Source organism: Pseudomonas sp. D(2018) (assembly GCF_005502555.1).
Lineage (GTDB): Bacteria > Pseudomonadota > Gammaproteobacteria > Pseudomonadales > Pseudomonadaceae > Metapseudomonas > Metapseudomonas resinovorans.
The window spans coordinates 1-26,425 of the sequence record NZ_SCOK01000065.1 but is presented as its reverse complement, the minus strand read 5'-3'; the positions used below and the strand labels follow the sequence as shown (position 1 = coordinate 26,425).

Here is a 26,425-nt window from a genome sequence, read left to right as displayed (position 1 = left end):
AGACTAACAATGCCAGCCCTGCGTCGCTGCGCTCCGACTGCCTGTCCGAATGAGCGTGGAACAGGTGTCCGGATCAGTGTGGGCTGAGTGTCCGAATGGCGTGGAATCCGCACCCTGCCGCAGACGAATACCTCTCAGCGCCGCTTCAGGCGAAACACCGGTTCATGCAGACTATCCAGCCCGCGAGAGGCGAACTTCCAGTTTTTCTCCAGTACGTCGCAGCGCTCAAGCATGTCCACCTCCCAGCCGGCCTCCAAATGCCGGCGCACTTCGGCTTCGGGCACCGAGAACGGCGGCCCTTCCAGGCGCGCCTGCTCGTAGTCCAGCGTGACCATCAGCCCTTCGCAGCAGGCCGGCAGGATGCTTTGCAGATGAGCCACGTAGTCATCACGCATGGCAGGCGGCAGTGCGATCAGTGCAGCGCGATCGTAAAGCGCCTGGCACTGGGCGACATCAGCATGGGTGACGGCGAAGAAATCGCCCTGAAGAATCTCGATGGCACCCGCGCTGTAGCGGCGCAGCACGCCCTGTTGCGACACCTCGGGCACCAACCCCTGCTCGGCGAAGAAATCCTCCACCGCACGCTCGGCCAGTTCCACGCCCAGCACCCGATGGCCCTGCCCTGCCAACCAGACCAGATCCAGGGTCTTGCCACAGAGCGGCACCAGCACCTGGCACCCCTGCGGCAGTCCGAGGCGCGGCCAGTAACGCTCCAGATAAGAATTCACTTCGCGCTGGTGGAAGCCGATCTGGTTCTGCGACCAGCGCGCCTGCCAGAATTGCTCGTCCATGATTCCTCCATCAATTCGATCAAATAGCCCAATAATTTATGCTGGAAGTCGATATATCCAGCCCGGATGATGCCGGAATCCTACCGGAGGAAATCCGAAATGCTACCCAGCCTTTACATCTCCCACGGCTCCCCCATGCTCGCCCTTGAGCCCGGCGAAAGCGGCCCCGCGCTCAAGGCCCTGGCCGAGGCACTGCCACGCCCCCAAGCGATCCTGGTGGTTTCTGCACACTGGGAAAGCAGCCAGTTGCTGCTCAGCGGTAACGCACACCCGGAAACCTGGCACGACTTCCATGGGTTCCCGCCACCACTCTACGCCGTGCAGTACCCGGCGCCCGGCGCGCCCGAACTGGCGGAGAAAATCGCTGGACTACTGACCGAGGCCGGCCTTCCCGCAGGCATCGACCCGGAACGCCCTTTTGATCACGGCACCTGGGTACCGCTGTCGTTGATGTATCCGCAGGCCGATGTACCCGTGATTCAATTATCCCTTCCCAGTCGACTCGGCCCGGCCTTCCAGACTCTCGTCGGCCAGGCTCTGTCCGGCCTGCGCCAACATGGCGTCTTGCTGGTCGGCTCCGGCAGTATCACCCACAACCTGGGCGAACTGGACTGGCATGCCGGTCCGGAAGTCGTCACGCCCTGGGCCAAGGAGTTTCGCGACTGGATGGTGGAGCGTCTTGAGGCCAACGACGAAGCCGCTCTACACGACTACCGCCGCCAGGCCCCCCATGCCGCGCGCAATCACCCACGGGACGAACACCTGCTACCGCTCTATTTCGCCCGAGGCGCCGGCGAACATTTCAGCCTGGTGCACAGAGGATTCACCCTGGGGGCGCTGGGGATGGATATCTACCGCTTCGATTGAGCAGCAACGACAGAGACTACCCATCGACCGGACACAAAAAAGCCTCGCAATGCGAGGCTTTTTCATTTACCGGGTGTATCAGTCTTCGCGATAGCGACGCAGCTTAAGCTGCTTACCCGCCACACGCGTGTCCTTCAGCTTGCCCAGCAGACGCTCGAGGCCCTCTTCCGGCAGCTCGATCAGACTGAAGGTTTCGCGGATCTGGATGCGACCGATGGCCTCTCGAGCAATACCGCCCTCATTGAGGATGGCGCCCAGCAGGTTCTTGGCGGCAATGCCGTCGCGGGTACCCAGGGCAGTGCGGCAGCGTACGCGGCCTTCTGCCAGCGGCATGGGCGCACGGCGCTCGCGGTATTCACCACGCTCACTGCGCTCACCGCCGTCACGCTCACGACGCTCGCGGGGCTGGGCGCTCGGCACCAGCGGCTGCTCACGCTCCACGTCGGCCAGGTTCAGCGCCTGGCCATTGGTGGCGCGCTGCAGCAGTGCGGCAGCCAGGGCACGCGGAGTGCAACCGATGTCGGTAACCAGGCGGTCCAGCAGATCGCCGTACTTGGCATCGGCGTCCGCCACCAGCGGGCTGAGGCTGTTAGTCAGCTTCTTGATGCGTGCGTCCAGCACTTGCTGGGCGTTGGGCAGGCGCACCTCGGCCACCTTCTGGCCGGTCACACGCTCGATCACTTGCAGCATGCGACGCTCACGCGGGGTGACCAACAGCAGCGCGCGGCCATCGCGGCCGGCACGACCGGTACGGCCGATACGGTGCACGTAGGATTCCGGGTCGTACGGCATGTCCACGTTGAATACGTGGGTGATGCGCGGCACGTCGATACCACGGGCGGCCACGTCGGTGGCGACCACGATGTCCAGACGGCCATCCTTCAGGGACTCGATGACGCGCTCGCGCTGGTTCTGGGCGATGTCGCCGTTCAGTGCTGCGGCCTTGTAGCCCTTGGCCTCCAGCGCGCTGGCCAGGTCCAGGGTGGCCTGCTTGGTACGCACGAAAGCGATCAGCGCGTCGAATTCCTCGACTTCCAGCAGACGCAGCACAGCAGCAGTCTTCTGGTCAGCATGGACCATCAGGTGAGCCTGCTCGATGCGCGCGACGGTCTGGGTCTTGGCGGCGATCTTGACGTGCTGCGGGTTCCTCAGGTGACGCTCGGCGATCGAACGGATCGACGGCGGCAAGGTCGCGGAGAACAGCACGCTCTGGCGGCTTTCCGGGAGCGCTTCGAAGATCACTTCGAGGTCATCCATGAAGCCGAGCTTGAGCATTTCGTCCGCTTCGTCGAGCACCAGCTGCTGCACGGTAGCGAGCACTTTGTCGTCGCGACGCAGGTGGTCGCACAGACGGCCGGGGGTAGCCACGATCACCTGGGCACCCTGGCGCAGGGCCTTGAGCTGCGGACCCATGGGCGCGCCGCCGTAGACGGCGACCACGTTCAGGCCGGGCATCTGCTTGGCGTAGGTTTCAAAAGCGGTGGCGACTTGCAGTGCGAGCTCGCGGGTCGGTGCCAGGATCAGCGCCTGCGGCTCTCGTTTGGCCGGATCGATGCGCGACAGGATCGGCAGCGCGAAGGCTGCAGTCTTGCCGGTACCGGTCTGGGCCTGGCCAATCATGTCGTGACCGGCGAGGATCACCGGAATCGATTGGGCCTGGATGGGGGACGGCTCTTCATAGCCAACCGCAGTAATTGCGGCCAGTACATTGGGATGAATGCCGAGCGCGGCGAAAGTGCCGAGTTCCTGGGTCATGGGTCTGCCTCGTGTGCATCCGCAAAGACCCTTGTTCCATGGCTGCACATGCCGTGAAGGACCTTGTGGGTCACCCTGGCAGCCTGGTAGAGAATTTGCGTGATCGCTTTATTGGGAATGGATGAAACGTCAAGGGTAGTCCGCACGGCGGACTTGCAGCCGAAGGCAAAGCGCCTCGGGGAAAACGCAGTACTTGATCGGGGCCGTCAGTTGGCCGGCGCGCATCATACAGGAAATTTCTGGCACGCGTGCAGCTTTTTCGACACCTTTTCTTCCTCCCCGCCAGACGGCGCAAGCCTATGGACAAGCCTGCAGCGCGGGTCTATATCCCACGTGCCCACCCGCCATTCCCACGAAGGAAAGCCATCCATGTCCACCAGCTCTGCCGGCTGCGTCAGCCGTGAAAAGCACGGCCATATCATGCTGATCGGCCTTGATCGAACGTCCAAACGCAATGCCTTCGACCAGGCGATGCTGGACGACCTGGTACTGGCCCTGGGCGAGTACGAACGGGACGACAATGTGCGCTGCGCGCTGATCTTTGCCCACGGCGAAAACTTCACCGCCGGGCTGGACCTGGCCAGTGTCGGTGACACCTTCAGGCAGGGCTGGCAGCTACCGACAGGCGCCATCGACCCCTGGGGCACCTTCGGCGGCCCACGCCTGACCAAGCCGCTGATGGTCGCGGTGCAAGGCTACTGCTACACCATCGGCATCGAACTGATGCTGGCGGCCGACATCAATCTCTGCGCCAGCAACACCCGGTTCGCCCAGATGGAAGTGCAGCGGGGCATTTTCCCCTTTGCCGGGGCCACCCTCCGCCTGCACCAGATAGCCGGCTGGGGCAACGCCATGCGCTGGCTGCTCACCGGAGACGAATTCGATGCCCACGAGGCGTATCGCCTGGGCCTGGTCCAGGAGGTTCTGGCCAGTGAGGACTTGCTGCCACGGGCCATCTGGCTGGCGGAACGGGTAGCCGCCCAGGCGCCCCTGGGGATCAGGGCCACCCTGGCTTCCGCCCACCAGACGCTGGATGAGGGGGAAAAGGCCGCCGCCGCAGCCCTTCCTGCCATGGCGCAGCAACTACTGAATACCGAGGATGCAAAGGAAGGTCTGCGGGCGATGCTGGAAAGGCGGGATGGGCACTTCAAGGGGAAATAGCCGGTTCCGCCGCAGGGGCGCGCTCTTTCGCCCCTACGGCGTTGTCACCCCGCCCACGCAAGCGCTCAACTCGCCGGCCGCACCACGTCCAGCAGCGACTGCAGCGAATAGCCCAGGCTTGGCGCCAGGGTATCAGCCTTGGCCTTGAGGGCCTCACGATCCAGCACCTGGTCCAGGTCGGCGGGCACGAAGAGCACCACGTTGCCCTCCTTCACCGGGCACTCCCAGTAATGACGATGGAAGAGTCCGCGCAGCAGGGCTGCGCCAAGCGGCTTGCCGTCTTCCGCGGCCCACTGGTTGATTACCAGCCAGCCTCCGGGACTGAGGCGTTTCTGGCAGGCCCCCAGGAAATTCCAGGCCAGGTGACCAACGCCTGGCCCCTGGTCGGTGTAGAGGTCGACGAAGATCAGGTCGGCAGGCTCAGTACTACCCAGCAGCTCCAGTGCATCGCCGATGCGTACGTAGAGGCGCGGGTCATCGGTCAGCCCCAGGTACTCCATCGCCAGGCGCGGTACGTCCGGACGCAGCTCGATCACTTCCACATCTTCCAGCGGCAGGAATTTCAGGCAGGCCTGGGTCAGGGTGCCGGCACCCAGGCCGAGGAACAGTGCGTTCTCCGGCGCCGGATGGCACAGCGCCCCAAGCAGCATGGCACGGGTGTAGTCGTACTCCAGCCAGGCGGGATCGGCGGTGAAGACGCAGCTCTGCTCGACCGCCTCACCAAACTCGAGGATGCGGTAGGGACCGACCTCGTAGACGCGGATCACGCCGAAATCATCATGCACTTCCGCGAGCAGGCGCTCCTCGGACATCAAGTCATCACTCCTTCAAGGCCGGCGCTGACAATTCGCACCAACCCGGCGCTACACCGGCGCCTATTGCCATTGAAGCCGGAGCCCATGCTCCCGGCATAATCCAGACCGCGCGCCCCAGGGGGCGAAAACCGCACAAGAATAACAGCGCAGAGGTCGAACCCAGCATGTACGCCATCATCGGCGCCGGCCCCATGGGCCTGTGCAGCGCCCGCCAGTTGCAGAAGTACGGTATTCCCTTCGTCGGCTTCGAGCTGCACGACAATGTGGGCGGACTCTGGGACATCGACAATCCCCACAGCACCATGTACGACTCCGCGCACCTGATCTCCTCCAAGCACACCACCGAGTTCAGCGAGTTCCCCATGGCCAGCGAGGTGGCGCCCTATCCGCACCACAGCGAGATGCGCCGCTACTTCCGCGACTACGCCCGGCATTTCGGTCTCGACTCGCATTACCAGTTCAATACCCGCGTAGTCAGCCTGGAGCGCCAGGCCAAGGGCTGGAAGCTGACCAGCGAGCAGAACGGCCAGACCCGCGAATGGCAGTTCGACGGCGTACTCATCGCCAACGGCACCTTGCACAAACCCAATCGTCCTAACCTGCCCGGCCAGTTCGAGGGTGAACTGCTGCATTCGGCGGACTACCGTTCCCCGGCGATCTTCGAAGGCAAGCGCGTCCTGCTGGTGGGTTGCGGCAACTCGGCATGCGACATCGCCGTAGACGCCGTGCACCGCGCCCGCTCGGTGGACCTCTCGGTACGCCGCGGCTATTACTTCCTGCCCAAGTTCCTGCTGGGCCGCCCCATCGACACCTTCGGCGGTGCCATCCGCCTGCCGCGACCGTTCAAACAGCGCCTGGATGCCGCACTGGTGCGCGCACTGATCGGCAAACCCTCCGACTACGGCCTGCCGGACCCGGATTACAAGCTGTACGAATCCCATCCGGTGGTGAACTCCCTGGTCCTGCATCACCTCGGCCATGGCGATATCAAGCCGCGCCCGGACATCACCGGCGTAGACGGTCGCCGCGTGACCTTCAGCGACGGGCGTCAGGCCGAGTACGACCTGATCCTGCAGGCCACCGGCTACAAGCTGGACTACCCCTTCATCGAACGCAGCGAGCTGAACTGGCCTGAACGCGCTGGCGCCCCGCAGCTTTACCTGAACATTTTCCATCCCGAGTACGACGACCTCTTCATGATGGGCATGGTCGAAGCCTCGGGCCTGGGTTGGCAGGGCCGCGCCGAACAGGCCGAACTGGTCGCCCTGTACATTCGCCAGCACCAGGCCGGCAGCCCGGCGGCCAGATCCTTCCAGCGACTCAAGCGCGAACGCGCCGCCCTGCGCCTGGACGGCGGCTACCAGTACCTGGAACTCGAACGCATGGCCTACTACGTACACAAGGACAGCTACCGCGCGAGCGTTGCCCGGCACAGCGCCGAGCTGCGCAAGGAGCTGGCCTCCGGTGGCGAAGTCATGACTGCCCACGGTATGGCCTGACGCGGAGACAAATGATGGCAGTGGTCCTGATCACCGGCGCCGCCAGCGGCCTCGGCTGGGAGTTGGCGCGCGCCAGCCACGCACGCGGCGACACCCTGCTGCTGACCGACCTGGACGCCAGCGGCCTGGCCGTACGGGTCGCCGAACTGGGCGACGAGCGAGTCCTCGGCATAGCGGGCGACATCACGGACGGTGGCGTCCATAGGCAACTCGTCGAAGCGTGCCGCCTGCGCTTCGGCCGCCTCGACCTGTTGATCAACAACGCTGGCATCACCCACCGCTCACCCACCCTACGCACCGAGCCGCAGGTGCTGCGCCGGGTGATGGCGGTGGACTACCACGCGCCGCTGGAACTGACCCTGGCCACCCTGCCACTGCTGCGCGAAAGCGGTGGCCAGGTGGTTGCCATCGGCTCGATGGCGGGCTGGATGCCGGTGCTCGGACGCGCGGGTTACTGCGCCGCCAAGAGCGCCCTGACCCAGGCCTTCGAAGTGCTGCGCGCGGAAATCGCCCGTGACGGCGTGGGCCTGCTGATGGTTTATCCGAGCTTTCTCGATACCCCCATCGAGCGCAACGCCCTCGGCGGCGACGGACGCCCGGCACAACACGCGCGCTCGACCATCGGCAAGGTACGCCGCGCCGACTGGATGGCTGGCGAAATCCTCAAGGCCGTCGACCGCCGCGACCAGAGGCTGTTCCCTGATCGCGGCAGTTGGCTCGCCAGCCTGTTGTGGCGGTTGGCACCGGCCTTCTACCACCGGCAGATGAGCCGACGCTTCGCCGGGGACCTGGGGTGATGGAAACCGCCTGGCTGGCATTGGGTGGGTTCATTCTCCTGGCCTACACACTGGAAGCCATCACCGGCTTCGGCAGCACCATCGTCGCCCTGTCGCTGGGCGCCCTGCTGCTGCCGATCCATGATCTGCTGCCTGTGCTGGTACCGCTGAACATCCTCATGAGCGGCTTTCTCGCCTGGCGCCATCGACACCTGGTGCAGTGGCGCCTGCTGCTGGGGACCGTCCTGCCCGGCATGCTCATCGGCACGCTGGTCGGCTATGGCCTGCGGCCCTGGCTGGAAGACGGCGCGATGAAACTGGGTTTTGGCGTGCTGATCCTCTGGTTCGCCCTGCGCGAACTGCTGCGCAGCCGGCCACGGGGCCATTCACCGTCCTGGATGACACGGCTGCAAACCGGCGCTGCGGGCATCAGCCATGGCCTGTTCGCCTCGGGCGGGCCGCTACTGGTGCATGCCCTGGCCGGCACCAAGCTGGACAAGACGCGGCTGCGCGCCACGCTGCTGTGCGTCTGGTTCGGCCTGAACAGCCTGCTCACCCTGGCGTTCCTGCTGGACGGCAGCCTGGCCCCGGCGCTGCCCCGAGTCGCAACCTATGCGCCGTTGCTCATCCTCGGCGTGGCGGCCGGGGAGTATCTGCACAAACGCCTGGCCGAAAGGCATTTCCGCACCGCCATCCACCTGCTGCTCTGCCTCTGCGGCGCGTTGCTCTGCTACCGCGCCTAGCGCTGCTTTCGGGCCTTTCGGTTACCATGGCTCATCTACCGCAAGCAGCCGTATCGAGACCCTGATGAGCAGCCAAGAATGGAGCCCTGAAAGCTGGAGGGACAAACCCATCCAGCAACAGCCCGAGTACCCGGACGCCGCCAAGCTGGCACATGTCGAGCAGACGCTGGCAAGCTACCCGCCGCTGGTGTTCGCTGGCGAAGCGCGCGAGCTGCGCCGGCAGTTCGCCGAGGTCACCGAAGGCCGCGCCTTCCTGCTCCAGGGCGGCGATTGTGCGGAAAGTTTCGCCGAGTTCTCCGCCGCGAAGATCCGCGACACCTTCAAGGTGCTGCTGCAAATGGCCATCGTCATGACCTTCGCCGCCGGTTGCCCGGTGGTGAAGGTGGGCCGCATGGCTGGCCAGTTCGCCAAGCCGCGCTCCTCCGGCAACGAAACCCAGGGCGACATCACCCTGCCCGCCTACCGGGGCGACATCGTCAACGGCATCGGCTTCGACGCCGCCAGCCGCATACCGGACCCGGAACGCCTGCTGCAGGCCTACCACCAGGCCACCGCCACCCTCAACCTGCTGCGCGCCTTCGCCCAGGGCGGTTTCGCCGACGTGCACCAAGTGCATCAGTGGAACCTCGACTTCATCGCCAACTCGGCACTGACCGAAAAGTACAGCCAACTGGCGGGTCGCATCGACGAGTCCCTGGCGTTCATGCGTGCCTGCGGCCTGGACAGCGCGCCGCAACTGCGCGAAGCCAGCTTCTTTACCGCCCACGAAGCCCTGCTGCTGAACTACGAACAAGCCTTTGTGCGCCGCGACAGCCTCACCGGCAGCTGGTACGACTGCTCCGCGCACATGCTCTGGATCGGCGACCGCACCCGCCAGCTGGATGGGGCCCATGTGGAGTTCTTGCGTGGCGTCGGCAACCCCATCGGGGTCAAGGTCGGGCCGAGCATGGACAGCGAGGAGCTGATCCGCCTGATCGACATCCTCAACCCGGACAACGACCCCGGCCGCCTCAACCTGATCGTGCGCATGGGCGCAGAAAAGGTCGGCGAGCACCTGCCGCGCCTGATCCGCACCGTCGAACGTGAAGGCCGCAAAGTGCTGTGGAGCTCCGACCCGATGCACGGCAACACCATCAAGGCCTCCAGCGGCTACAAGACCCGCGACTTCGCCAGCATCCTCGGCGAGGTGAAGCAGTTCTTCGATGTGCACCAGGCCGAAGGCAGCCACGCCGGCGGCATCCACATCGAAATGACCGGACAGAACGTCACCGAATGCATCGGCGGTGCCCGCCCCATCACCGAAGACGGCCTCTCCGACCGCTACCACACCCACTGCGACCCGCGCCTGAACGCCGACCAGTCCCTGGAACTGGCCTTCCTGATCGCCGAGACGCTGAAGCAGATACGCCGCTAGGACTGCGCTTTTCCTGTTGGGGGCCAATTCATTCGCCCCCAACAGGAAAGAGATCACGCCAGGCGCGCCTGCAGCCGCATCGTTCCCGGCCGGCGGCAAGTCACTGCCACCTCGCCGAGCCCCAGCCACCTCGCCATTTCCTGCAGATTGTCTGCCAATGCCTGCATGCCGGCCTCACTGAGGCCGTGTTCTTCCTCGTGCAGGGCATGCACCGCCAGGCGGTCCTGGGCGCGCTCGGCGCGCAGGTCGACACGCGCGGCCAGGCGCTCGTCATGCAGGAACGGCAACACGTAATAGCCATACTGGCGCTTGTGCTGCGGTGTGTAGATTTCCAGGCGGTAGCGGAAGTCGAACAGGCGCTCGGTACGCGCCCGCTCCCAGATCAGCGAATCGAAGGGCGACAGCAGCGTGCTGGCCCTGACCTTGCGAGGCACCTTGGGTTCACCCAGGCAGTAGGCGGGCTGCTTCCAGCCATCGACCCGGGCCTGATGCAGCTCGCCCTCCTCCACCAGTTCGGCCAGCCGAGCCTGGCTGTCGCTGGTCTCCAGACGGTAGTAGTCGCGCAGGTCACGCTCGGTGGCCACGCCGATCGCCTGGGCGGCACGCAGCAGTAACTGGCGCTGGGCATCGGCTTCAGGCATTTCCGGCCGGTTCAGGATGTCGGCGGGAATCACTCGCTCCGGCAAGTCGTAGAGGCGCTCGAAACCTCGACGCCCGGCCACCGTCACTTCTCCGGCAGCGAACAGCCATTCCATCGCGTGCTTTTCCGCGCTCCAGTCCCACCAGGGCCCGGCGCGCTCCTCACGGGTACTCAGCGCACCGGCGCCCAACGCACCTTGCTCACGCACCGCCTGCAGCACGCGCTGGATCACCTCCTGTTGCTCGAAGCCAAAGCGCGCCAGTTGCTGATAGATGCCCTGCCCCCTGGCCGCCCGGCGCATGCGCCAACGCATCAGCGGATAGAGCTCCAGCGGCAACAGCGAGGCCTCATGGCCCCAGTACTCGAACAACGCCCGGCGCCGGGGCTTGCCCCAGGCCAGGTCGTCCAGCAGCTCACGGTCATAGTGTCCCAGGCGGGAAAAGGCTGGCAGGTAATGAGAGCGCACCAAGGCGTTCACCGAGTCAATCTGCACCACCCCAAGCGCGTCCAGTTGTGCCCGCAGTTGCCGATGACGAATGGCGCCGCGCGGCGCACGAGCGAAACCCTGTGCCACCAGGGCCAGGCGACGGGCTTCGGGAAGGGAAAGGCTCAGGGTCATAGGGCTCCGTGCCGGTAGGGGAACAACGCTTCACAGTAGCATCAGCCTGCCTGGCTTTCGCGCTCCAACTCGAAGGGAGCAAAGGGTACGGACTGATCCGGGGCGAGAAAGGTCTGGCGGAAGGTGAAGGCTTCCGGCGTGGGGCCAGCGTCACGCAACTGTGCCAGGCGTTGAGCGGCCTCGTGGACATCGGGTCTATGCCCCTTTGGCACCCACCAGAGCACCTGATGCGCGCTGGAAACCCGTTCGAACCACTCCTTGCGCCGGCGCAGCATCTCGACATGAGCGGAGCGGTAGACGAAATCAGTAAGGCTGGCCACATCGCGCCAAACCGAGAGATTGACCAGCACCTCAGGACCGAAGGGCCGGATTGCAGTGGCATCGCCCTCCTCGTCCTGCATCCGCCAGACGAAGCCCGGCGCACGGTCGGCCAGGGCGTTTACCGGTTCCAGGTTGGCGACGAAATCAGCCATGACCGGAGAATCCAGAGGCGCCTTCATCGTGGCGATGTTCAATTGGGCGAGTTCGTGGGTATTCGACATGGGTTTGTTCCGTTGAGTCCATCCGTATAGATTGCGGCCCGCCCTGCGCTTCACCGGTGGCGGGCCGCCTCTGTGTTTCACTTCTTCAGTGGGTCTTCCCAGAAGTGACGCTCGCTTTCTTCCATCACATCGGCGCGGGACAGCCCGATGTCCTTGAGCATGTCGTCGCTCATCCGTGATAGCTGTTCACGCTCATATGCCAGTTGCTCCCAGCGTCTGACCTTATGGCAGGCAGCGGCGAGCCAGCTTTCCCGATGAGGCTCGAAACGAGCATGTTGCGACGTACCGATAAAGCCGTGTTGACCTTTCATCTTGGTGCCCTCCCAGTGGGGATGGCGCCAGTTTCCACTCGGGCCTATGATCAATCCAACGAATGTTTCTTATGCCTTGCATCTCAGGATTTGATGAATGAACTACCCTGCCATCGATACCGAATTGCTGCGTACCTTCGTCGCCATCGCCGATTACGGCGGCTTCACCCGCGCAGCGGAAATGGTCAACCGTACCCAGTCGGCCGTGAGCATGCAGATGAAGCGGTTGGAAGAAGATGTACTGCAACGCACGGTGTTCGAGCGCGATGGCCGCCAGGTCAGGCTCACTGCCGAAGGGCAGATCCTGCTGGGTTATGCGCGGCGCATCCTCAAGCTCCACGGCGAGGTGATGAACACCCTGCGCCAGCCGCATATGGTCGGCTCGGTGCGCATCGGCACACCGGATGACTACGTGATGCGCTTCCTGCCGGGCATCCTTTCGCGCTTCGCCCAGGCTTATCCGCTGGTGCAGGTGGAAGTGCATTGCGAGTCCACCTCCCAGTTGCTACAGCGCCAGGACCTGGACCTTTCCATCGTCACCCGCAAGCCCGGGGACGATATCGGTGAATTCCTGCGCCAGGAACGTTTCGTCTGGGCCGAGGCCATCGGCTTCAGCCCTCATGAGCAGACGCCCCTGCCCCTGGCCATGTTCAACAGCGACTGCTTTTGCCGCGCCTGGGCCTGCAACGCCCTCGACGCCATGGGCCGTGAATACCGTGTCGCCTACACCAGCCCGAGCCTGTCGGCCCTCATGGCGGTAGTCAGTGCCGGCCTGGCCGTGACCGCGCAACTGCAAAGCCTGATTCCCCCCGAGATGCGCATTCTCGGCGAAGCGGAAGGCCTGCCCCAACTACCCCTGTGCAACATCATGCTGCTGCGCAACGAGCGCCATCAGTCGCCGGTGACCGAGACCCTGGCCGAACACATCATCGAAGGCTTCCGAATCTGACGCCAAAGGTGCCGTCAGTGCCGATGGAAACCCCGAAGCGGCTTTCCATCGGCCAAGACTCAGCTCAACGCAAGCATCCCTGCACACAGCAGCAAGAAAGCGCAGAACAGCGAACGCAGGACCCGCTCCGGCAAAGCATGGGCCAGGCGCACGCCCCAACTGATGCTGAGCAGGCCGCCCATCGCCAGCGGCAAACCCATGGCCCAGTTCACATGATCGTGCAGGCCGTAGGTGACCAGGGTCACCGCAGTGCTGGGCGCAGCCAGCGCCAGGGAAAGCCCTTGGGCCACTACCTGGCTGGTGCCAAATACACTGGTCAGAACCGGCGTGGCGATCACCGCGCCCCCCACCCCGAACAGGCCACCGGCCGCACCCGCTACGCCGCCCAGCAACCCCAGCCAGGGCCAAGGCTGGCGCAACTCTGCGCTCGCCTGAGTCTTGGCCATGAACATACGCGCAAAGTTGTAGGCCGCCAAGGCCAGCAGGAAACCAACGAAGGCCAAGCGCATGCGCTCGGCGTCTACCCCCACTGCGAACAGCGAAGCCAACCAGGCGAAACCAACGCTGGTCGCCGCCAGCAGCATGGCGTAGCGAGGATCGATGCGGTTGCGCTGGTGATAGCGCCATAACGCCAGCAACACGTTGGGCACCACCATCACCAGGGCCGTGCCCTGGGCGAGTTGCTGGTCGAGGCCGAAGAGTACGCCCAGGGCGGGAATGGCGATCAGCCCGCCGCCGATGCCGAAAAGCCCACCCAGGGTGCCGAGCAGCGCGCCCAGCACGATATTCAAAGCAAAAGCCCAGAGATCCATGGCGCCTCCCTATCAGATGGAAGCGGATGCTACGCCCGCGTCGTTGCCACGGAAACGCACAGCGACGCACAATGGCTTTGCGCATTTCGCATAGGCAATCCGAATGAACCCAGATGCCCTCACCGAACAACTGGCCCTTTTCCTGGACGTACTGGAGGCTGGCAGCTTTTCCGCCGCGGCCCGGCGCCACCCGCTCACGCCCTCGGCCGTAGCACGGCGCATCGACGCCCTGGAGCGCGCCTTGGGCAGCAGTCTTTTCGTGCGTAGCACCCATGCGGTGAAGGCCACTCCCGCCGGCCTGGCCTTTGCCGAACGAGCAAAGCGGGTGTTGGCAGAACTACGCCTGGCTCGCGCCGAGGCGGTGTCCCTGAGCAGCGTGCCCGAGGGCTTGATTCGCATCGATGCGCCCGCCCCGTTCGGCCGCCGCCACCTGGCGCCAGCCATTGCCGAATTTCTCACCGCCTATCCCGGGCTCGACGTGCAGTTGCGGCTGATCGACAGCTTCATCGACATGCAGGGCGAAAACCTCGGTCAGGTGGACCTGGTGCTGCGCATCGGTCCCCTGGCCGATAGCCGCCGGGTGGCCACACCGCTGGCGCCCTTGGTGCGGATACTCTGCGCCAGCCCGGAATACCTGCGGCGGCGCGGCATTCCCCGTGACCCGCGCGAACTACCCGAGCATGACGGCCTCGATTGGGATGCCCTGGCACCGCCCTATGCCTGGCGCTTCGAGGTAGATGGCAAGTTGCAGCATATCCGTCCGGGACGCATGCGCTTGGCCGCGAACAACGCCGAAGCGCTGCTCTTCAGCGCCGCGGCGGGGCTCGGTATCGCCCACTTGCCGACCTGGCTGATCAGCGAACATCTGGTGCGCGGAGAACTGGTACCGCTGTTCTGCGAAAACGGCCTGCCGGCGCCGGAGCCCAGCGGCATCTACGCCTTGCGCCTGGAAGGAGAAGCCAGCTCGAGAAGCCGATTGATGCTGGAATTCCTGAAGAATCGCTTCGGCCCGGTACCGCCCTGGGACCTCGCCCTGGGCGGCCTGGGCTGGGCCTGATCAGCGTGGCAATTGCACCACGCGGGTGGCTGCCAGCCGATCATGCAGGCAGCGACGGTCTGCGCGGAAAATGAACAGGTAATCCACCAGCACCAGAAACATGCCGACGATCGGGACATACGCGAGCAACCACCAGACCAGGTAACGCTTGAGCAACAGGCTGCCCAGTTCCGGCACCTGGCCATTGAGGTCGACGATGGCAATCTTCAGCAGCCGCTTGCCGAGGGTCTGGCCGTAGGTCTTGAGAAAGTGGCCGTTGACCAACAGGAAGACTGCCACGCCAACCACCAGGCTCAGCAGTTGTTGGCCCAGACTCGGCTCGATGCCTTGCTGGGCGGCCGCGAAGGTCCCGGAGAAGTACGCCACAGGTACGGTCACCACGCTCATGATCAGACCATCGATCAACGCGGCACCCAAGCGCGTCCAGCGCGAGGCGAGCAAGGGCTCGGCGACACTGCTGACCGTGAGTTCCGCCTGAGGCACCTGATAGGGATTTTGCAGGTTGTCCATGATGCAGTCCTTGCAGAGATTGACCGGGAAATTGTGGCGCCTGATGAAGGCATTGCAAGGACGCACGGTCAGCGATGGAAAGAATGAATTTTGCCCACGAAAGGCTTGCGCGCTAAATTGGTCGCCATCACCGTCTCTGGAGACCCGCCATGTCTACGCCTCCCTGCAAGGAACTGCTGCTCGACAACCAGCTCTGCTTCGCCCTCTATTCCACCTCCCTGATGATGACCAAGGTGTACAAACCCCTGCTCCAGGAGCTGGGCCTGACCTATCCACAGTACCTCGCCATGATGGTGCTCTGGGAAGGCGACGGCATCACCGTGGGAGAAATCAGCAATCGCCTGCTCACCGATCCCGGCTCCCTGACCCCGCTGCTCAAGCGCCTGGAAGCCGAAGGACTGATCACCCGCACGCGCAGCAGCAAGGATGAACGCGTAGTCGAGTTGCGCCTCACCGAACAGGGTCGAGCCCTGCAAGAGAAAGCCAAGACCGTACCCGCCTGTATCATCGCCGCTTCCGAACGCTCCACCGAGCAGTTGGGTAGCCTCAAGGACGAACTGGTGTCGCTGCGCAGCAGCCTGGGAAAGGCCGTCTAACGGCCTTATTCCTGAATCTTCAGGTCAATATTCCAAAATTCTCCAACAAATATCTTGCGCGCTAACTAAATCGCGTTTAATTTCCACCTCACGCACTTACTTAGCGCGCAAACTTTTAGACATCAAAGCAAACGACAGATAGAGGAACCCACCATGAAATCGATAAGCACCCTCGTTGCCGGCAGCCTGCTCGCCCTCTCCGTCAGCCATGCCTTCGCTGCCGGCAGCCCGGGCGTGGAACGCAACACCCAGGCCTTCCTCGAAGCCCTGGCGGCAGGTGGCGGCCAGCCCCTGGAAACCTTGGCACCCAAGGATGCGCGTGCGGTACTGGTGGGCGCCCAGGCCAGCGTGAAACTGGAACTGCCGAAGGCCGATGTCAGCCAGAAGACCATCGAAGCCGATGGCCAGAAGATCGACCTCACCATCGTCCGCCCAGCCGGCGCTAAAGGCACCCTGCCGGTGTTCATGTTCTTCCACGGCGGTGGCTGGGTGCTGGGGGATTACCCGACCCACGAACGCCTGATCCGTGACCTGGTGGCCAACTCCGGCGCCGTGGCGGTTTATGTGAACTACACGCCCTCCCCCGAAGCCAAGTACCCGACCGCGATCAACCAGGCTTACGCCGCCACCAAGTGGGTGGCAGAGCACGGCAAGGAAATCGGTGTGGATGGCAACCGTCTGGCGGTGGCCGGCAACAGCGTGGGCGGCAACATGGCCGCAGTCGTCAGCCTGATGGCCAAGGATAAGGGCACGCCGAAGATCCGCTTCCAGGCCCTGCTGTGGCCAGTCACGGACGCAAGCTTCAACAACGCATCCTACAACCAGTTCGAGAACGGCCACTTCCTCACCCGCAACATGATGAAGTGGTTCTGGGACAGCTACACCACCGACCCGCGCCAGCGCGCCGAGATCTACGCCTCGCCGCTGCAGGCCTCGACCGAGCAACTGAAAGGCCTGCCGCCGGCCCTGGTACAGACCGCGGAGTTCGATGTACTGCGTGATGAAGGCGAAGCCTACGCCCGCAAGCTGGACGCCGCTGGCGTGGAAGTCACTTCCGTGCGCTACAACGGCATGATCCACGACTTCGGCCTGCTCAACGTGCTGGCCAAGGTCCCGGGCACCCGCGCCGCGATGCAGCAAGCCGGCGAGGCGATCAAGGAACACCTGAAGTAAGAACTGGCAGCAGAAACGAAAAAGCCCGCTTTCGCGGGCTTTTTCCTGTCTCGCTAAAAGGCTCAGGCCTTGACGCGGGACTTGTACTCGCCAGTGCGGGTATCGATTTCGATGGAATCACCGATTTCGCAGAAGGCGGATACTTGCAGCTCGGCACCGTTGTTCAGGCGAGCGGTCTTCATGACCTTGCCGGAAGTGTCGCCACGGACGGACGGCTCGGTGTAGGCGATCTGGCGAACGATGGTGGTCGGCAGTTCGACGGAGATCACGCGATCGTTGTAGAACACGGCTTCACAGACGTCGGTCATACCGTCTTCGATGAAGGTCAGCACGCCTTCCAGGTCGGCCTTTTCGATCTCGTACTGGTTGAACTCGGGGTCCATGAACACGTACAGCGGGTCCGCGAAGTAGGAGTAGGTCACTTCCTTGCGTTCGAGGATGACCGGCTCCAGCTTGTCGTCGGCCTTGAATACGGTCTCGGTGCCGGCGCCGGTCAGCAGGTTCTTCAGCTTCATCTTGACGACTGCGCTGTTACGGCCGGATTTGTTGAACTCGGCCTTTTGGATGACCCAGGGAGCGCCATTGATGTTGGCGACTTGGCCGGCGCGGAACTCTTGAGCGGTTTTCATACGAATATCCGATGTGGATGAGTGACAAAAAACAGGCCGCGTATCATAGCGAATTTGTACAAAACTGCACCAGACCCGTCGCGAGATCAGTGCGCGCGGCCTGTTGGACGCACCAGCGCTCGGCATGCTGCGCGATCTCCGGCCAGTGCGTCGACAGCGTGTTCCAGGCCTCGCCCATGCCTTCGCCTCGGTTCCAGGCGCGCCAGGCTTCGGTCAGCGCGGTAGCCGCGGCCGGCGACAAGCCCTGGCAATAGAGGCCGAGAAACGCCTCCAGTTTGTCCCAATGGGCATCCTCGTCCTGCTTGTAGATATGCCAGATCAGCGGACGCGCGGCCCATTGGGCACGGACAAAGGAATCCTCGCCGCGCACCGCATTGAGATCGCAGGACCAGAGAATCCGGTCGTAATCGTCCTGGCTGACGAAAGGCAGGACCTGGATCACCAGTTGGCCCCGACGGAAACGGCTGCCCGCGCTCACCCTATCCTCCCCCAGCCAACGAGCCAGGTCCGCCAGCACCCGACCAACGGGGACCAGCAATTGCACCGGTCGAGGGCTTGCCGCCAACGCGTCCATCCACCCGGCCAGACTGGCGTTCTCGTAGGCAAAGAGCGAAATCAGCAGTGCGTCCTCCTCCAGTTCCACGCCCAGCGTTTCGAGGAAAGCCCGGCGCGCCTGCGGGTCGGCCTGGAAGGCCTGGCGGTGCTCCATCAGGGCAGCCTCCCGCAGCAAGCCCCCGGTGCCATCGAAAAATCCAGGGAAATAGAAGACCTTCTGCAATCCGTTGGGCTGGAAAGACGGCAGCCCGTGGCAACCGGCCACCCAGTCTTCGGCGCTGAGGTACTCCAGATTCAGCCAACGGGGCGCATTCGCCCTGGCGGCCATTGCTTCCAGGTAGGGCTCAGGCAGCTGGCACGCGAAGGCTTCGATCACCACATCCGCTGGCTCCGCCGGTTGCCAGTCGCGCTGCCAGTGGCGAATTTCCACGCCCTGCTGCCACTGGCTTTCCGCCTCGGGATCGGCCTGGGGACAGAGCGGCGCGAAAACCGCCGGCTCATCCACCCAGAGGCGCACCACTTGGCCATGCTCGGCCACCAATTGGCGCGCCAGGCGCCAGGTCACGCCGATATCGCCAAAGTTGTCGACGACGCTGCAGAAAATGTCCCACTTCACGATGCGGCTTCCAGCAGAAAACCGCAGTTTAACCAAGACACCGGGCGCACAAACAAAATGCCCGCCATAAAGGCGGGCCAAGGGAGCATGGTGCCGAAAAAGGATTGCGTGGAGCCTCAGGCCAGCAGCGCGTGCAGGCTGTGCTGGCGGCGGGCCAGTTCCAGGTGCCAGATTGCCTTGCTGGCGCCGGCGGCCTCGCGGGAGGTGAAGGGGCCGGAACGCATCACGCCGTCCACCACCACGAACCAGCAGGCTATATGACCATCAGCCCGGAGCGTTTCCGGAACCGCTGTACCGACCAGGGACATGACATCGACGTGGGACATGGCCTCACCTCCTTCGCTTCACATGCTGCAAAGACTATGGGGCGGGCCGGACCAATAGAAATCAGTTGCCTCAATAGTGGCTATCCATATCAGCAATTGGGCGCCTGTGCGCAGACTGGACAGCACCGAATTGGTGCGTCTAGATTGATGGCTCATGGCCATTGGTCATGAATCATTCCCTTCGACAGGACGTCAATCCATGCTCGCCCTCGCCTGCCCCACCTCTTTGTCCGCCCTGTGCGCCGCCCCTTGCCAGCTCAGCGCAAGGCGCTTGCCATGAACAGCTCGATCAAGCGTTTCTTCAATGACCTCAGCGTTCGCCAGAAGCTGCTGACCGGATTCGGCCTGGTACTCGCCATCACCCTGCTCGTGGCCTGGACCAGTTGGCGCGCACTGGAAGGCGCCCTGCACCGCTTCGACATCCTGCTACGGGTCAACGACATCGATACCAAGCTCTATCAGGTGCGCCAGCACGAGAAGGACTTCATCATTCGCAGTGACGAGCAGGCCATCAGCAGTGCATTGCAGCTTATCGGGGAGATTCAGGGCATCGCCGACAGCACCCTGAAGGTGATGACCATCCCCAGGACCATCGACCTGATGAAGCAGATCCAGGCGGATCTCGGCCAGTACCAGCAGAAGCTGACCGGCCTTGCGGATATGGAGAAAAACAAGCGCAGCGCCCAACAGAACATGGAGCAGGCCGCCCGTGAGGCGCTCAAGCAGTTCGATGAACTGGAACAGCGCCTCACTGAAGCGGCCTTGCAACAGATCCGCCTGAGCGGCGACGAAAATGGCATTCGCGCCCTGGAAAGCGCGACCCACGCCTCCGGCATGGCCAAGGATGTGCTCACCGCGCGGCGCCATGAAAAGGACTTCGTCATGCGTGGCGACGACCAGTACGCCGGCAAGCTCAATGCCCTGTTCGATGCCCTCGACAGCCGGGCCAATGAACTGGCCGGCAGGATCAGCGAGCCGAGCGCCCGCGAGGACCTTGATGCGGCACGCAAGCAGATCGAGCGCTACCGCAGCGAATTCGCCAACCTGCGCCAGAGCATCCAGCTCCATGCCAACTCTGAAACCGAACTCAATACCCGTGCTTCGGGCATTTCCGACTCCTCCACCGATGCACTGAACATGCAGATGCAGTTGCTGGAAGCCGACGCCCACCAAGCCAAGACCATCCTGGTTACCGCGGCCGCCATCGGCTTTGTGGTGGGGCTGCTATCGGCCCTGCTGATCGCCCAACTGATCGTGGTGCCCCTGCGCCAGGCGGTTAGCCAGGCACGCAAGGTCGCGGCCGGTGATCTGACCTCGGATATCCGCAGCGACCGCAAGGATGAGCTGGGTCAGTTGATGCAAGCCATGCAGGACATGACCGAGAGCCTGCGCAGCCTGCTCAAGCGCCTCAGCAGCGGCATCGAACAACTGGCCACCGCCGCCGAAGAGATGTCTGCCGTGACCGAGCAGACCAGCGCTGGCGTCACCCAGCAAAAGATGGAAACCGAGCAAGTGGCCACGGCCATGCACCAGATGGTCACCACCGTCCAGGACGTCGCCCGCAACGCCGAATCCGCAGCCGATTCTGCCGGCCACGCCGATCGCCAGGCGCAGCATGGCACCCTCGTCGTCCAGCAGGCCATCGAACGCATCGAGAACCTGGCACATGCCATCGAGCAATCCGCAGGTGCCATCGAGCGGCTCAAGCACGACAGCACCAACATCGGTACGGTGCTCGATGTGATCAAGAGCATCGCCGAACAGACCAACCTGCTCGCACTCAATGCCGCTATCGAAGCGGCCCGGGCCGGAGACGCCGGACGCGGCTTCGCCGTGGTGGCCGACGAAGTACGCGCCCTCGCCCGCCGCACCCAGGAATCGACCACCCAGATCGAGCAACTGGTCAGCACACTGCAGGACGGCGCCCAGGGCGCAGTGGACATGATGGGCCGCAGCCGCACCCAGGCCGGCCAGACCGTAGAAGCCGCCAAGGAAGCCGGCAACGCCCTGCTGGCGATCAACACTTCGGTGTCCAACATCCAGCAACTCAACCAGCAGATCGCGACTGCTGCCGAGCAGCAGAGCGCCGTGGCGGAAGAGATCAATCGCAGCGTCACCAGCATCCGGGACGTAGCCGAGCAATCCGCTGCTGCGACTGAAGAGACCTCGGTCGCCAGCGTGGACCTCGCCCGACTCGGCACAGAGTTGCAAACCGAAGTCGGCCGCTTTCGTCTGGCCTGAATGCAAAAGCCCCCTGTCCGCTCGCGCGGACAGGGGGCAACCAGAGACAGTACAGCGGCTTCAACAGGGGGTCCGGTTGCCCAGGGCCCCAACCTCCACCGGCAGCCCGTTGGCGAGGCCGGCCGCGCCGCATCGCGACATGCGGCTGCGGGCCTATCGCATCCTCGGCACGCTGTGCTGCCGAGCGGCAAGGTCCCTGGTGGTGACCGCCTCGCGACCCTGCGAGCTTTCCTCATCATCCTTGAGTGACCTTGGCAATTCGTGGATTGCGGCCTACCATAAACACGTTTCGCACACCATGCAAACACGATAAGTGAGCCAAGGACGATTCATTCCGTCATTAAGATTCGCGGCATGAACACGCTTGGATCGCGCATTGCGCACTACAGAAAGCTGAAAGGACTCTCACAGCAGGCCCTGGCCAACGAGTGCGGGTGGGAATCACAGTCCCGTATCGGCAATTACGAGCGGGATACCCGCGAGCCCTCGTTCGAAGACCTCAGGCGAATCGCCAAGGCGCTGGAGGTATCGCTCAACGACCTGCTCAATTCCGTCATGCAGATTGCCGAATCCAAAGATGGCCGCTACGGCCCCGCACAGCCCCTCAGCCCACGCTCACGCCAGGTGCTGGAGCGGCTCACGCTTGCCGCCAACGAAGGTCGCCTGGTCGAGCAGGATCTGATCCTGTTGGAACAGATCGCCCGTCGCCTGGAAAAGTCCGACGACTGATTCGAGTCGACCCTTTGCACCGGCTACCTGTCTCATGGACATGGGGTGTCCGATCCCCGTGCATCGTGAAGTACCGCCCATGCTTGCCAACGTAATGAAGATCGCCTTGCTGGCCGTCATACTCGCCAGCAGCAGCGGCTGCATCATCCATCACTTCGATGACGACCATCACCGTGGAGGCTGGGACGGCCGCCACGGACACGATGACAAAGACCGGGACGGTCACAGGAAAGGCCACCGCTGAACTGCAGGGAGCCATGCGGTCGCAGGGCTCTTGATGAATCTTCTGCATCGTCAGCGGCCAGGTGTATAGTCGAAAACCCCGGCCTCCCAGCGAGCGGTCGCCCATGGCTGCTTCCTCTCCCGGAATGTCCAGACGCCACGTGCTCACGGCCTTCGCCGCCCTCGGCGCCGCCCTGGCCATGGGCGATGCCCTGGCCACGCGGATCGACGTGACACTGCGGCCCCGACACCTCCATGCCCGCCTGCTCAACCGCGATCGCCACCTGCGCCTGGAACGCCCAGCCTCCGGCGAAGTCGTCACCTTCTGCTACTTCCGCAAGGGCAAGGGCTGGGATCTGGAAGGCTATCGCCAGGGCTGCCGCATCCTGCGGGACGTGAAATACCGGAGTACGGTGAAGGTCAACGTCAAATTGCTGGACCTACTCTTCCTCATCCAGGCCTGGCTGCGCATCAACCAGTTGCCCACCCGTATCCTGGTCAACAGCGGATATCGCACCCCGCAGCACAACGCCACTCTGGAAGGCGCTGCCCGCCACTCCCTGCACATCCGCGGCATGGCCGCCGACATCTGCATCCCCGGCGTCAGTATCGAACGACTGGGCAAACTGGTTCGCGGCATCGGTGCCGGTGGCGTGGGCTTCTATCCCTCGAAAGGCTTCATCCACGTCGACGTTGGTCGCGTCAGAAGCTGGCGCGTCGCCGAACTGGTAGAGCCAGGGCAAGAGGAATGGGCCCTGGCCGTGCTGGACCAGGGCGAAAACTTCGCCTGATCTCAGTCGAAATCAGCGCAATCGCCGCACACGAACTGGCCGCGCCGGTCCGTCCTGCCGGTCAACTCGCCGCAGTAATCGCACTCGCCATCCGACGCACCGAGCGGATCGATTTCCTCGTCGTCGAAGAACTCGTCATCCAGGTCATCGTCGTTGTCCAGCAGGTGATCATGCTCGGGTTCGTGGAGGTCGAGATCGTCGTCCATAGCACTGTGCCGTAAGGGGAATCGAAAGGTCGCGGACTATAGCGCCGAGACAGTGGAGCCGCCAGACCACCGAAGTCTGGAGGGAACCTCAAGCCGAGTACGTCCGGATCGTGCCCTCCACTCCGGTCGAGGATGTTGAGGTCGGGCTTAAATCGTCTGGCCGCGAGTACCACTGCGCGCAGCGCTACAGGATTGACCGTGATACGGACAAGGTCTGCTACGCGAAAGTGGCGCCCATGGAGATCGCCAAGAACGTCGCCATCAAGCTCCAACGAACCCCCGAAGCACTTGCCATGGACACCGGCAAAACCATCTACGTCGTGGGTTACACATTTCTCGATGGCCTGTTCAAGGCGGGCTACCACAACTGATCGATGCCACCGCGCCGCTGGCTTCGACCCACGCGGCCCTTTTACCGCCGTGGCACCAGGAATCACCGGGCTGTATCCAGGAGGCCGCAACGCCTAGGGGACAGCCCAAGAAGGTCCGCACCAGGGTGCCTCCCTGGTTTTCTCGCAGACAAACAAAAAGCCCCTGATCTCGTTAGAAATCAGGGTCAAAGCGCACCCGTACCATTCCCATCAGTGCCGAGCTGGAGAAGACGCGGAAGGCCCACTTGGCTCGTCACGGGCGCTTTACACATTGCATGGAGACGCTCCGGCGCGCAGCAACTCCACGGACTTGACCTGGACGTTTTCGTAGTCGCTTAGAACGTAGTTCGTGCGCATCCTGGACGGGCTCTGTCTTTCACGGTAATTGGCCATTCCTGCCCAGGACAAGCATTCTCTGAACGAGGGTCAATCAGCTCATTGGGAAAGATTCGTTCTGCCAAAACCACTCTTCTGCCAGATCGGCCAGTTGCCCCACAAGGGATGCCTTGTTCAGCAGAGTATGTGCATCGTCATGTAGATAGGCGAGCAAGCAGTAATTACCCCTGTCGTCCTTAACATAGATCAGCATCCGGTCAGAGGTACGCCGAAACGGCTGCTTCAACTTCCAACTCTTGAAGAATCGGGGATTCAGGTCAGGGTCGACAGGAATGATATGGATGTGTTTGAGCGCTGCTGCACGAGCACTGGAAGGCCACTCCCGAGGTTCGTCGCGGCCAAAATGATCATGGTCGCCCTGCTGAACATAGGTGGCGAACGCATCGACGAGGGAATCTAGGAAGGAGCGAAGTCGCTGGTCTGATCTTGTCCAGGCTGCGTCGAATACGGGAGATCTGTCGATCCTTGGCTTCGTCATCCTTGACCGGAAGCCTTATCGCGAGGTCAGTAGCTCGACGAAGACGTCTGACAGTTCGCGTGATTCGCTGTCGGAAAGGTGCTGAACCGGTGCGGATTGGGATTTCACTGCCTTCTTCTTGGCAACAACGCGCACAAAGCGGCCGGTCTGCTTGTCCCGAGAGACGAAACCCCTTCCACCGTTGCGATCTTCTGCGCGACCCGCCATAGCAGTAACCCTTTCCAGCAAAGCGCAGCCTTGGCTGCAATGGGCTCACTATACACGTCCCCTAGGGGATCGTCCGGCAACGGACGAAAGTGCCCTTGACACTTTTTCGACACCCGCTTTTTTTTGCAGGCAAAGAAAAAGCCCCTGATCTCGTTAGAAATCAGGGGCTTATCTGTACGGAAAGTGGCGGTGAGGGTGGGATTCGAACCCACGATACGGTTTCCCGTATACACACTTTCCAGGCGTGCTCCTTCAACCGCTCGGACACCTCACCGGAATCTCTTCGAGGCGTTGGCCCCGTCGAGGTGCGCTAATTTAGTGGAGTGTTTTCCGGAATGCAAACACTTTTTTCATAAATTTCATGCGTTTATGAAAATTTCTTCCGCATGCCAATTTCCACTTCTGCTGTCAAGTGGCCGGTCGCAGCATAGCGGAGGCTTTTTGAACCAGGGGCGAGGAGCCAGGAATTGGAGCTGACCGAGCAGTCAGTCTCAGTCCTTTACCTCCACGGTGGCGCTGAGTAACGTCGATCCACTTCTTAACAAGGAACCTGCCATGAGTGAGCTGATCTCCTACCAACTCGAAGACGGCGTTGCCACCCTGACCCTCAGCAACGGCAAGGTGAATGCCATCTCCCCGGATGTGATCGCTGCCTTCAACATCGCGCTGGATCGCGCCGAACAGGACCGGGCCATTGTCGTCATCACCGGCCAGCCGGGCATCCTTTCCGGCGGCTACGACCTGAAAGTGATGACGTCCGGTCCGCAGAACGCCGTCGCCCTGGTCGCTGCCGGTTCCACGCTGGCTCGCCGCATGCTGGCACACCCCTACCCCGTCATCGTCGCCTGCCCGGGTCATGCCGTCGCGAAAGGAGCCTTCATCCTGCTGTCCGCGGATTACCGCATCGGCGTCGAAGGTCCGTTCAGCATTGGCCTCAACGAAGTGCAGATCGGCATGACCATGCACCACGTGGGCATCGAACTGGCACGTGATCGTCTGCGCAAGTCCGCCTTCCACCGTTCGGTGATCAATGGCGAGATGTTCGATCCGCAGGGCGCGCTGGATGCCGGATTCCTCGACAAGGTCGTACCGATCGAGCATCTGCAGGAGGCCGCCCGCGCCGCCGCCTTGCAACTGAAGAAGATCAACATGACCGCCCACCGCAACACCAAGCTCAAGGTCCGCAAGGCGCTGCTGGAAACCCTGGATGCGGCCATCGAGCTGGATAAACAGCACCTGGTCTAAGCTCCCGGACACGAAGAAGCCCCGCGATGCGGGGCTTTCTCTTTTGGGGTGGAGTTACATGGCTCCGCCGTTGTCATCGCCCGGTTCGGCACCCGCATGCTGGCCGTGATCGTCGCCGACATCATGGCCCGGCCCGTCGTCCGCGCCGTGTCCGACGCCATGGGGCCCGCCGTCGTCATGACCGGGGCCATCGTCTGCCCCGCGGTCGCTATGGGCGCTACCGGGGCCGCTATTTCCAGAGTGGCCACCGTCACCGCTGTGACCACTGCCATCGCCACCGTGGCCGCTTCCGCTACCGCCATGGCCACCTCCGCTACCGCCATGGCCACCGCCGCTACCGCCGTGGCCACCTCCGCTGCCGCCGTGGCCACCGCCACTACCGC

30 protein-coding genes, 1 tRNA gene and 1 pseudogene are annotated in these 26,425 nt (G+C 63.3%); 18 read left to right on the top strand and 14 right to left on the bottom strand.

The features are described 5' to 3' along the window. Window positions 1–134: 134 nt before the first annotated feature. On the bottom strand, window positions 135–791 hold the full coding sequence (locus FFS60_RS25700) for a thiopurine S-methyltransferase (protein WP_137823580.1): 657 nt from the start codon (window positions 789–791) through the stop codon (window positions 135–137). A 99-nt stretch (window positions 792–890) separates the two neighbouring features. Between FFS60_RS25700 and FFS60_RS25695 the strand changes: the two genes are divergently transcribed. After that, on the top strand, window positions 891–1,658 hold the full coding sequence (locus tag FFS60_RS25695) for a class III extradiol ring-cleavage dioxygenase (protein ID WP_137823579.1): 768 nt from the start codon (window positions 891–893) through the stop codon (window positions 1,656–1,658). A gap of 78 nt (window positions 1,659–1,736) precedes the next feature. Here FFS60_RS25695 and FFS60_RS25690 read toward each other — a convergent pair whose 3' ends face one another. Beyond that, window positions 1,737–3,413, bottom strand: coding sequence for a DEAD/DEAH box helicase (locus tag FFS60_RS25690; protein WP_028627270.1), 1,677 nt, complete (start codon window positions 3,411–3,413; stop codon window positions 1,737–1,739). 369 nt (window positions 3,414–3,782) lie between these two features. Here FFS60_RS25690 and FFS60_RS25685 point away from each other — a divergent pair, with 369 nt between their 5' ends. Further along, on the top strand, window positions 3,783–4,574 hold the full coding sequence (locus tag FFS60_RS25685) for a crotonase/enoyl-CoA hydratase family protein (RefSeq protein WP_028627269.1): 792 nt from the start codon (window positions 3,783–3,785) through the stop codon (window positions 4,572–4,574). 65 nt (window positions 4,575–4,639) lie between these two features. Here FFS60_RS25685 and FFS60_RS25680 read toward each other — a convergent pair whose 3' ends face one another. Beyond that, complete coding sequence (locus FFS60_RS25680) at window positions 4,640–5,386, bottom strand: spermidine synthase (RefSeq protein ID WP_137823578.1); 747 nt, start codon at window positions 5,384–5,386, stop codon at window positions 4,640–4,642. Between the two features lie 167 nt (window positions 5,387–5,553). Here FFS60_RS25680 and FFS60_RS25675 point away from each other — a divergent pair, with 167 nt between their 5' ends. From FFS60_RS25675 to FFS60_RS25660, 4 genes are all read left to right on the top strand, one after another. Beyond that, window positions 5,554–6,888, top strand: a complete 1,335-nt coding sequence (locus tag FFS60_RS25675; protein ID WP_137823577.1) for an NAD(P)/FAD-dependent oxidoreductase — start codon at window positions 5,554–5,556, stop codon at window positions 6,886–6,888. Window positions 6,889–6,902: 14 nt separating this feature from the next. After that, the gene (locus FFS60_RS25670; RefSeq protein WP_137823576.1) at window positions 6,903–7,685 is read left to right on the top strand and encodes an SDR family NAD(P)-dependent oxidoreductase; all 783 of its coding nucleotides are present in this window, start codon (window positions 6,903–6,905) and stop codon (window positions 7,683–7,685) included. Beyond that, window positions 7,685–8,407, top strand: coding sequence for a sulfite exporter TauE/SafE family protein (locus tag FFS60_RS25665; protein WP_137823575.1), 723 nt, complete (start codon window positions 7,685–7,687; stop codon window positions 8,405–8,407). Before FFS60_RS25670 ends, FFS60_RS25665 begins: the two co-directional genes overlap by 1 nt. Before the next feature lie 64 nt (window positions 8,408–8,471). Beyond that, entirely contained in the window at window positions 8,472–9,821 is a 1,350-nt protein-coding gene (locus FFS60_RS25660; protein WP_028627264.1) for a class II 3-deoxy-7-phosphoheptulonate synthase, read from the top strand. Between the two features lie 53 nt (window positions 9,822–9,874). On the opposite strand, the gene FFS60_RS25655 is transcribed toward FFS60_RS25660, so the two are convergent. The 3 genes from FFS60_RS25655 to FFS60_RS25645 all read right to left on the bottom strand — a co-directional run bounded on the left by FFS60_RS25655 (window position 9,875) and on the right by FFS60_RS25645 (window position 11,933). Next, window positions 9,875–11,080 (bottom strand): winged helix-turn-helix domain-containing protein, encoded by a 1,206-nt coding sequence (locus FFS60_RS25655; protein WP_137823574.1) that lies wholly within the window; start codon window positions 11,078–11,080, stop codon window positions 9,875–9,877. A 41-nt stretch (window positions 11,081–11,121) separates the two neighbouring features. Beyond that, complete coding sequence (locus FFS60_RS25650; protein WP_028627262.1) at window positions 11,122–11,622, bottom strand: DUF3291 domain-containing protein; 501 nt, start codon at window positions 11,620–11,622, stop codon at window positions 11,122–11,124. A 77-nt stretch (window positions 11,623–11,699) separates the two neighbouring features. Beyond that, window positions 11,700–11,933 (bottom strand): DUF1127 domain-containing protein, encoded by a 234-nt coding sequence (locus FFS60_RS25645; protein ID WP_137823573.1) that lies wholly within the window; start codon window positions 11,931–11,933, stop codon window positions 11,700–11,702. 97 nt (window positions 11,934–12,030) lie between these two features. Between FFS60_RS25645 and FFS60_RS25640 the strand changes: the two genes are divergently transcribed. After that, entirely contained in the window at window positions 12,031–12,882 is an 852-nt protein-coding gene (locus FFS60_RS25640) for a LysR substrate-binding domain-containing protein (RefSeq protein ID WP_028627260.1), read from the top strand. A 59-nt stretch (window positions 12,883–12,941) separates the two neighbouring features. On the opposite strand, the gene FFS60_RS25635 is transcribed toward FFS60_RS25640, so the two are convergent. After that, complete coding sequence (locus FFS60_RS25635; protein WP_028627259.1) at window positions 12,942–13,694, bottom strand: sulfite exporter TauE/SafE family protein; 753 nt, start codon at window positions 13,692–13,694, stop codon at window positions 12,942–12,944. A 103-nt stretch (window positions 13,695–13,797) separates the two neighbouring features. Between FFS60_RS25635 and FFS60_RS25630 the strand changes: the two genes are divergently transcribed. Then, window positions 13,798–14,751 carry a LysR family transcriptional regulator gene (locus FFS60_RS25630; protein ID WP_137823572.1) on the top strand — a complete coding sequence of 318 codons (954 nt, stop codon included), beginning with the start codon at window positions 13,798–13,800 and terminating at the stop codon, window positions 14,749–14,751. On the opposite strand, the gene FFS60_RS25625 is transcribed toward FFS60_RS25630, so the two are convergent. Beyond that, complete coding sequence (locus FFS60_RS25625) at window positions 14,752–15,261, bottom strand: RDD family protein (protein WP_028627257.1); 510 nt, start codon at window positions 15,259–15,261, stop codon at window positions 14,752–14,754. A 149-nt stretch (window positions 15,262–15,410) separates the two neighbouring features. Here FFS60_RS25625 and FFS60_RS25620 point away from each other — a divergent pair, with 149 nt between their 5' ends. Both FFS60_RS25620 and FFS60_RS25615 read left to right on the top strand, forming a co-directional pair. Beyond that, window positions 15,411–15,857 (top strand): MarR family winged helix-turn-helix transcriptional regulator, encoded by a 447-nt coding sequence (locus tag FFS60_RS25620; RefSeq protein WP_028627256.1) that lies wholly within the window; start codon window positions 15,411–15,413, stop codon window positions 15,855–15,857. A 153-nt stretch (window positions 15,858–16,010) separates the two neighbouring features. Next, window positions 16,011–17,030 (top strand): alpha/beta hydrolase, encoded by a 1,020-nt coding sequence (locus FFS60_RS25615; RefSeq protein ID WP_137823571.1) that lies wholly within the window; start codon window positions 16,011–16,013, stop codon window positions 17,028–17,030. Between the two features lie 62 nt (window positions 17,031–17,092). On the opposite strand, the gene efp is transcribed toward FFS60_RS25615, so the two are convergent. From efp to FFS60_RS25600, 3 genes are all read right to left on the bottom strand, one after another. Further along, entirely contained in the window at window positions 17,093–17,659 is a 567-nt protein-coding gene (efp, locus tag FFS60_RS25610; protein ID WP_028627254.1) for an elongation factor P, read from the bottom strand. 43 nt (window positions 17,660–17,702) lie between these two features. After that, complete coding sequence (gene earP, locus FFS60_RS25605; protein ID WP_137823581.1) at window positions 17,703–18,833, bottom strand: elongation factor P maturation arginine rhamnosyltransferase EarP; 1,131 nt, start codon at window positions 18,831–18,833, stop codon at window positions 17,703–17,705. Between the two features lie 113 nt (window positions 18,834–18,946). Next, window positions 18,947–19,156, bottom strand: coding sequence for a hypothetical protein (locus tag FFS60_RS25600; RefSeq protein ID WP_137823570.1), 210 nt, complete (start codon window positions 19,154–19,156; stop codon window positions 18,947–18,949). A 276-nt stretch (window positions 19,157–19,432) separates the two neighbouring features. On the opposite strand from FFS60_RS25600, the pseudogene FFS60_RS29510 reads away from it, so the two are divergent. The 5 genes and pseudogenes from FFS60_RS29510 to FFS60_RS25585 form a co-directional block, all read left to right on the top strand. Next, window positions 19,433–20,536, top strand: a pseudogene (locus tag FFS60_RS29510) (methyl-accepting chemotaxis protein); the annotation flags it as partial. After that, window positions 20,513–21,397, top strand: coding sequence for a methyl-accepting chemotaxis protein (locus FFS60_RS29505; protein ID WP_371926520.1), 885 nt, complete (start codon window positions 20,513–20,515; stop codon window positions 21,395–21,397). The pseudogene FFS60_RS29510 and the gene FFS60_RS29505, both read left to right, overlap by 24 nt. 354 nt (window positions 21,398–21,751) lie before the next feature. Next, window positions 21,752–22,126 (top strand): helix-turn-helix domain-containing protein, encoded by a 375-nt coding sequence (locus tag FFS60_RS25590; RefSeq protein ID WP_137823568.1) that lies wholly within the window; start codon window positions 21,752–21,754, stop codon window positions 22,124–22,126. A gap of 79 nt (window positions 22,127–22,205) precedes the next feature. Further along, window positions 22,206–22,370 (top strand): hypothetical protein, encoded by a 165-nt coding sequence (locus tag FFS60_RS28790; RefSeq protein WP_169338767.1) that lies wholly within the window; start codon window positions 22,206–22,208, stop codon window positions 22,368–22,370. Window positions 22,371–22,473: 103 nt separating this feature from the next. Beyond that, on the top strand, window positions 22,474–23,139 hold the full coding sequence (locus FFS60_RS25585; RefSeq protein ID WP_028627249.1) for a DUF882 domain-containing protein: 666 nt from the start codon (window positions 22,474–22,476) through the stop codon (window positions 23,137–23,139). 2 nt (window positions 23,140–23,141) lie between these two features. On the opposite strand, the gene FFS60_RS25580 is transcribed toward FFS60_RS25585, so the two are convergent. Next, entirely contained in the window at window positions 23,142–23,345 is a 204-nt protein-coding gene (locus tag FFS60_RS25580; protein WP_028627248.1) for a hypothetical protein, read from the bottom strand. A gap of 236 nt (window positions 23,346–23,581) precedes the next feature. Here FFS60_RS25580 and FFS60_RS29140 point away from each other — a divergent pair, with 236 nt between their 5' ends. Continuing rightward, window positions 23,582–23,716, top strand: coding sequence for a hypothetical protein (locus FFS60_RS29140; protein ID WP_256658153.1), 135 nt, complete (start codon window positions 23,582–23,584; stop codon window positions 23,714–23,716). A gap of 430 nt (window positions 23,717–24,146) precedes the next feature. Here FFS60_RS29140 and FFS60_RS25570 read toward each other — a convergent pair whose 3' ends face one another. Together FFS60_RS25570 and FFS60_RS25565 are read right to left on the bottom strand one after the other, a co-directional pair. After that, window positions 24,147–24,590, bottom strand: a complete 444-nt coding sequence (locus FFS60_RS25570) for a type II toxin-antitoxin system YafO family toxin (protein ID WP_137823567.1) — start codon at window positions 24,588–24,590, stop codon at window positions 24,147–24,149. Between the two features lie 391 nt (window positions 24,591–24,981). Next, window positions 24,982–25,071 (bottom strand) — tRNA-Ser (locus FFS60_RS25565). Between the two features lie 281 nt (window positions 25,072–25,352). Here FFS60_RS25565 and FFS60_RS25560 point away from each other — a divergent pair. Beyond that, entirely contained in the window at window positions 25,353–26,042 is a 690-nt protein-coding gene (locus FFS60_RS25560; RefSeq protein WP_137823566.1) for a crotonase/enoyl-CoA hydratase family protein, read from the top strand. A gap of 48 nt (window positions 26,043–26,090) precedes the next feature. Continuing rightward, on the top strand, window positions 26,091–26,425 hold a 335-nt coding region (locus FFS60_RS29290; RefSeq protein WP_177474090.1), incomplete at its 3' end, for a hypothetical protein.

Excerpts from the sequence above, each read along its gene's own strand:
- FFS60_RS25630 (WP_137823572.1), top strand. The coding sequence starts at position 13,798 with ATGAACCCAGATGCCCTCACCGAACAACTGGCCCTTTTCCTGGACGTA.
- FFS60_RS25670 (WP_137823576.1), top strand. The coding sequence starts at position 6,903 with ATGGCAGTGGTCCTGATCACCGGCGCCGCCAGCGGCCTCGGCTGGGAG.
- FFS60_RS25600 (WP_137823570.1), bottom strand. The coding sequence starts at position 19,156 with ATGTCCCACGTCGATGTCATGTCCCTGGTCGGTACAGCGGTTCCGGAA.
- FFS60_RS28790 (WP_169338767.1), top strand. The coding sequence starts at position 22,206 with ATGCTTGCCAACGTAATGAAGATCGCCTTGCTGGCCGTCATACTCGCC.
- FFS60_RS25585 (WP_028627249.1), top strand. The coding sequence starts at position 22,474 with ATGGCTGCTTCCTCTCCCGGAATGTCCAGACGCCACGTGCTCACGGCC.
- FFS60_RS25635 (WP_028627259.1), bottom strand. The coding sequence starts at position 13,694 with ATGGATCTCTGGGCTTTTGCTTTGAATATCGTGCTGGGCGCGCTGCTC.
- FFS60_RS25660 (WP_028627264.1), top strand. The coding sequence starts at position 8,472 with ATGAGCAGCCAAGAATGGAGCCCTGAAAGCTGGAGGGACAAACCCATC.
- FFS60_RS25580 (WP_028627248.1), bottom strand. The coding sequence starts at position 23,345 with ATGGACGACGATCTCGACCTCCACGAACCCGAGCATGATCACCTGCTG.
- FFS60_RS25695 (WP_137823579.1), top strand. The coding sequence starts at position 891 with ATGCTACCCAGCCTTTACATCTCCCACGGCTCCCCCATGCTCGCCCTT.
- efp (WP_028627254.1), bottom strand. The coding sequence starts at position 17,659 with ATGAAAACCGCTCAAGAGTTCCGCGCCGGCCAAGTCGCCAACATCAAT.
- FFS60_RS25650 (WP_028627262.1), bottom strand. The coding sequence starts at position 11,622 with ATGTCGAATACCCACGAACTCGCCCAATTGAACATCGCCACGATGAAG.
- FFS60_RS25640 (WP_028627260.1), top strand. The coding sequence starts at position 12,031 with ATGAACTACCCTGCCATCGATACCGAATTGCTGCGTACCTTCGTCGCC.
- FFS60_RS25655 (WP_137823574.1), bottom strand. The coding sequence starts at position 11,080 with ATGACCCTGAGCCTTTCCCTTCCCGAAGCCCGTCGCCTGGCCCTGGTG.
- FFS60_RS25690 (WP_028627270.1), bottom strand. The coding sequence starts at position 3,413 with ATGACCCAGGAACTCGGCACTTTCGCCGCGCTCGGCATTCATCCCAAT.
- FFS60_RS25570 (WP_137823567.1), bottom strand. The coding sequence starts at position 24,590 with ATGACGAAGCCAAGGATCGACAGATCTCCCGTATTCGACGCAGCCTGG.
- FFS60_RS29140 (WP_256658153.1), top strand. The coding sequence starts at position 23,582 with ATGGAGATCGCCAAGAACGTCGCCATCAAGCTCCAACGAACCCCCGAA.
- FFS60_RS25700 (WP_137823580.1), bottom strand. The coding sequence starts at position 791 with ATGGACGAGCAATTCTGGCAGGCGCGCTGGTCGCAGAACCAGATCGGC.
- FFS60_RS25685 (WP_028627269.1), top strand. The coding sequence starts at position 3,783 with ATGTCCACCAGCTCTGCCGGCTGCGTCAGCCGTGAAAAGCACGGCCAT.
- FFS60_RS25665 (WP_137823575.1), top strand. The coding sequence starts at position 7,685 with ATGGAAACCGCCTGGCTGGCATTGGGTGGGTTCATTCTCCTGGCCTAC.
- FFS60_RS25675 (WP_137823577.1), top strand. The coding sequence starts at position 5,554 with ATGTACGCCATCATCGGCGCCGGCCCCATGGGCCTGTGCAGCGCCCGC.
- FFS60_RS25645 (WP_137823573.1), bottom strand. The coding sequence starts at position 11,933 with ATGAAAGGTCAACACGGCTTTATCGGTACGTCGCAACATGCTCGTTTC.
- FFS60_RS29505 (WP_371926520.1), top strand. The coding sequence starts at position 20,513 with ATGCAAGCCATGCAGGACATGACCGAGAGCCTGCGCAGCCTGCTCAAG.
- FFS60_RS25680 (WP_137823578.1), bottom strand. The coding sequence starts at position 5,386 with ATGTCCGAGGAGCGCCTGCTCGCGGAAGTGCATGATGATTTCGGCGTG.
- FFS60_RS25625 (WP_028627257.1), bottom strand. The coding sequence starts at position 15,261 with ATGGACAACCTGCAAAATCCCTATCAGGTGCCTCAGGCGGAACTCACG.
- FFS60_RS25560 (WP_137823566.1), top strand. The coding sequence starts at position 25,353 with ATGAGTGAGCTGATCTCCTACCAACTCGAAGACGGCGTTGCCACCCTG.
- FFS60_RS25620 (WP_028627256.1), top strand. The coding sequence starts at position 15,411 with ATGTCTACGCCTCCCTGCAAGGAACTGCTGCTCGACAACCAGCTCTGC.
- FFS60_RS25590 (WP_137823568.1), top strand. The coding sequence starts at position 21,752 with ATGAACACGCTTGGATCGCGCATTGCGCACTACAGAAAGCTGAAAGGA.
- FFS60_RS25615 (WP_137823571.1), top strand. The coding sequence starts at position 16,011 with ATGAAATCGATAAGCACCCTCGTTGCCGGCAGCCTGCTCGCCCTCTCC.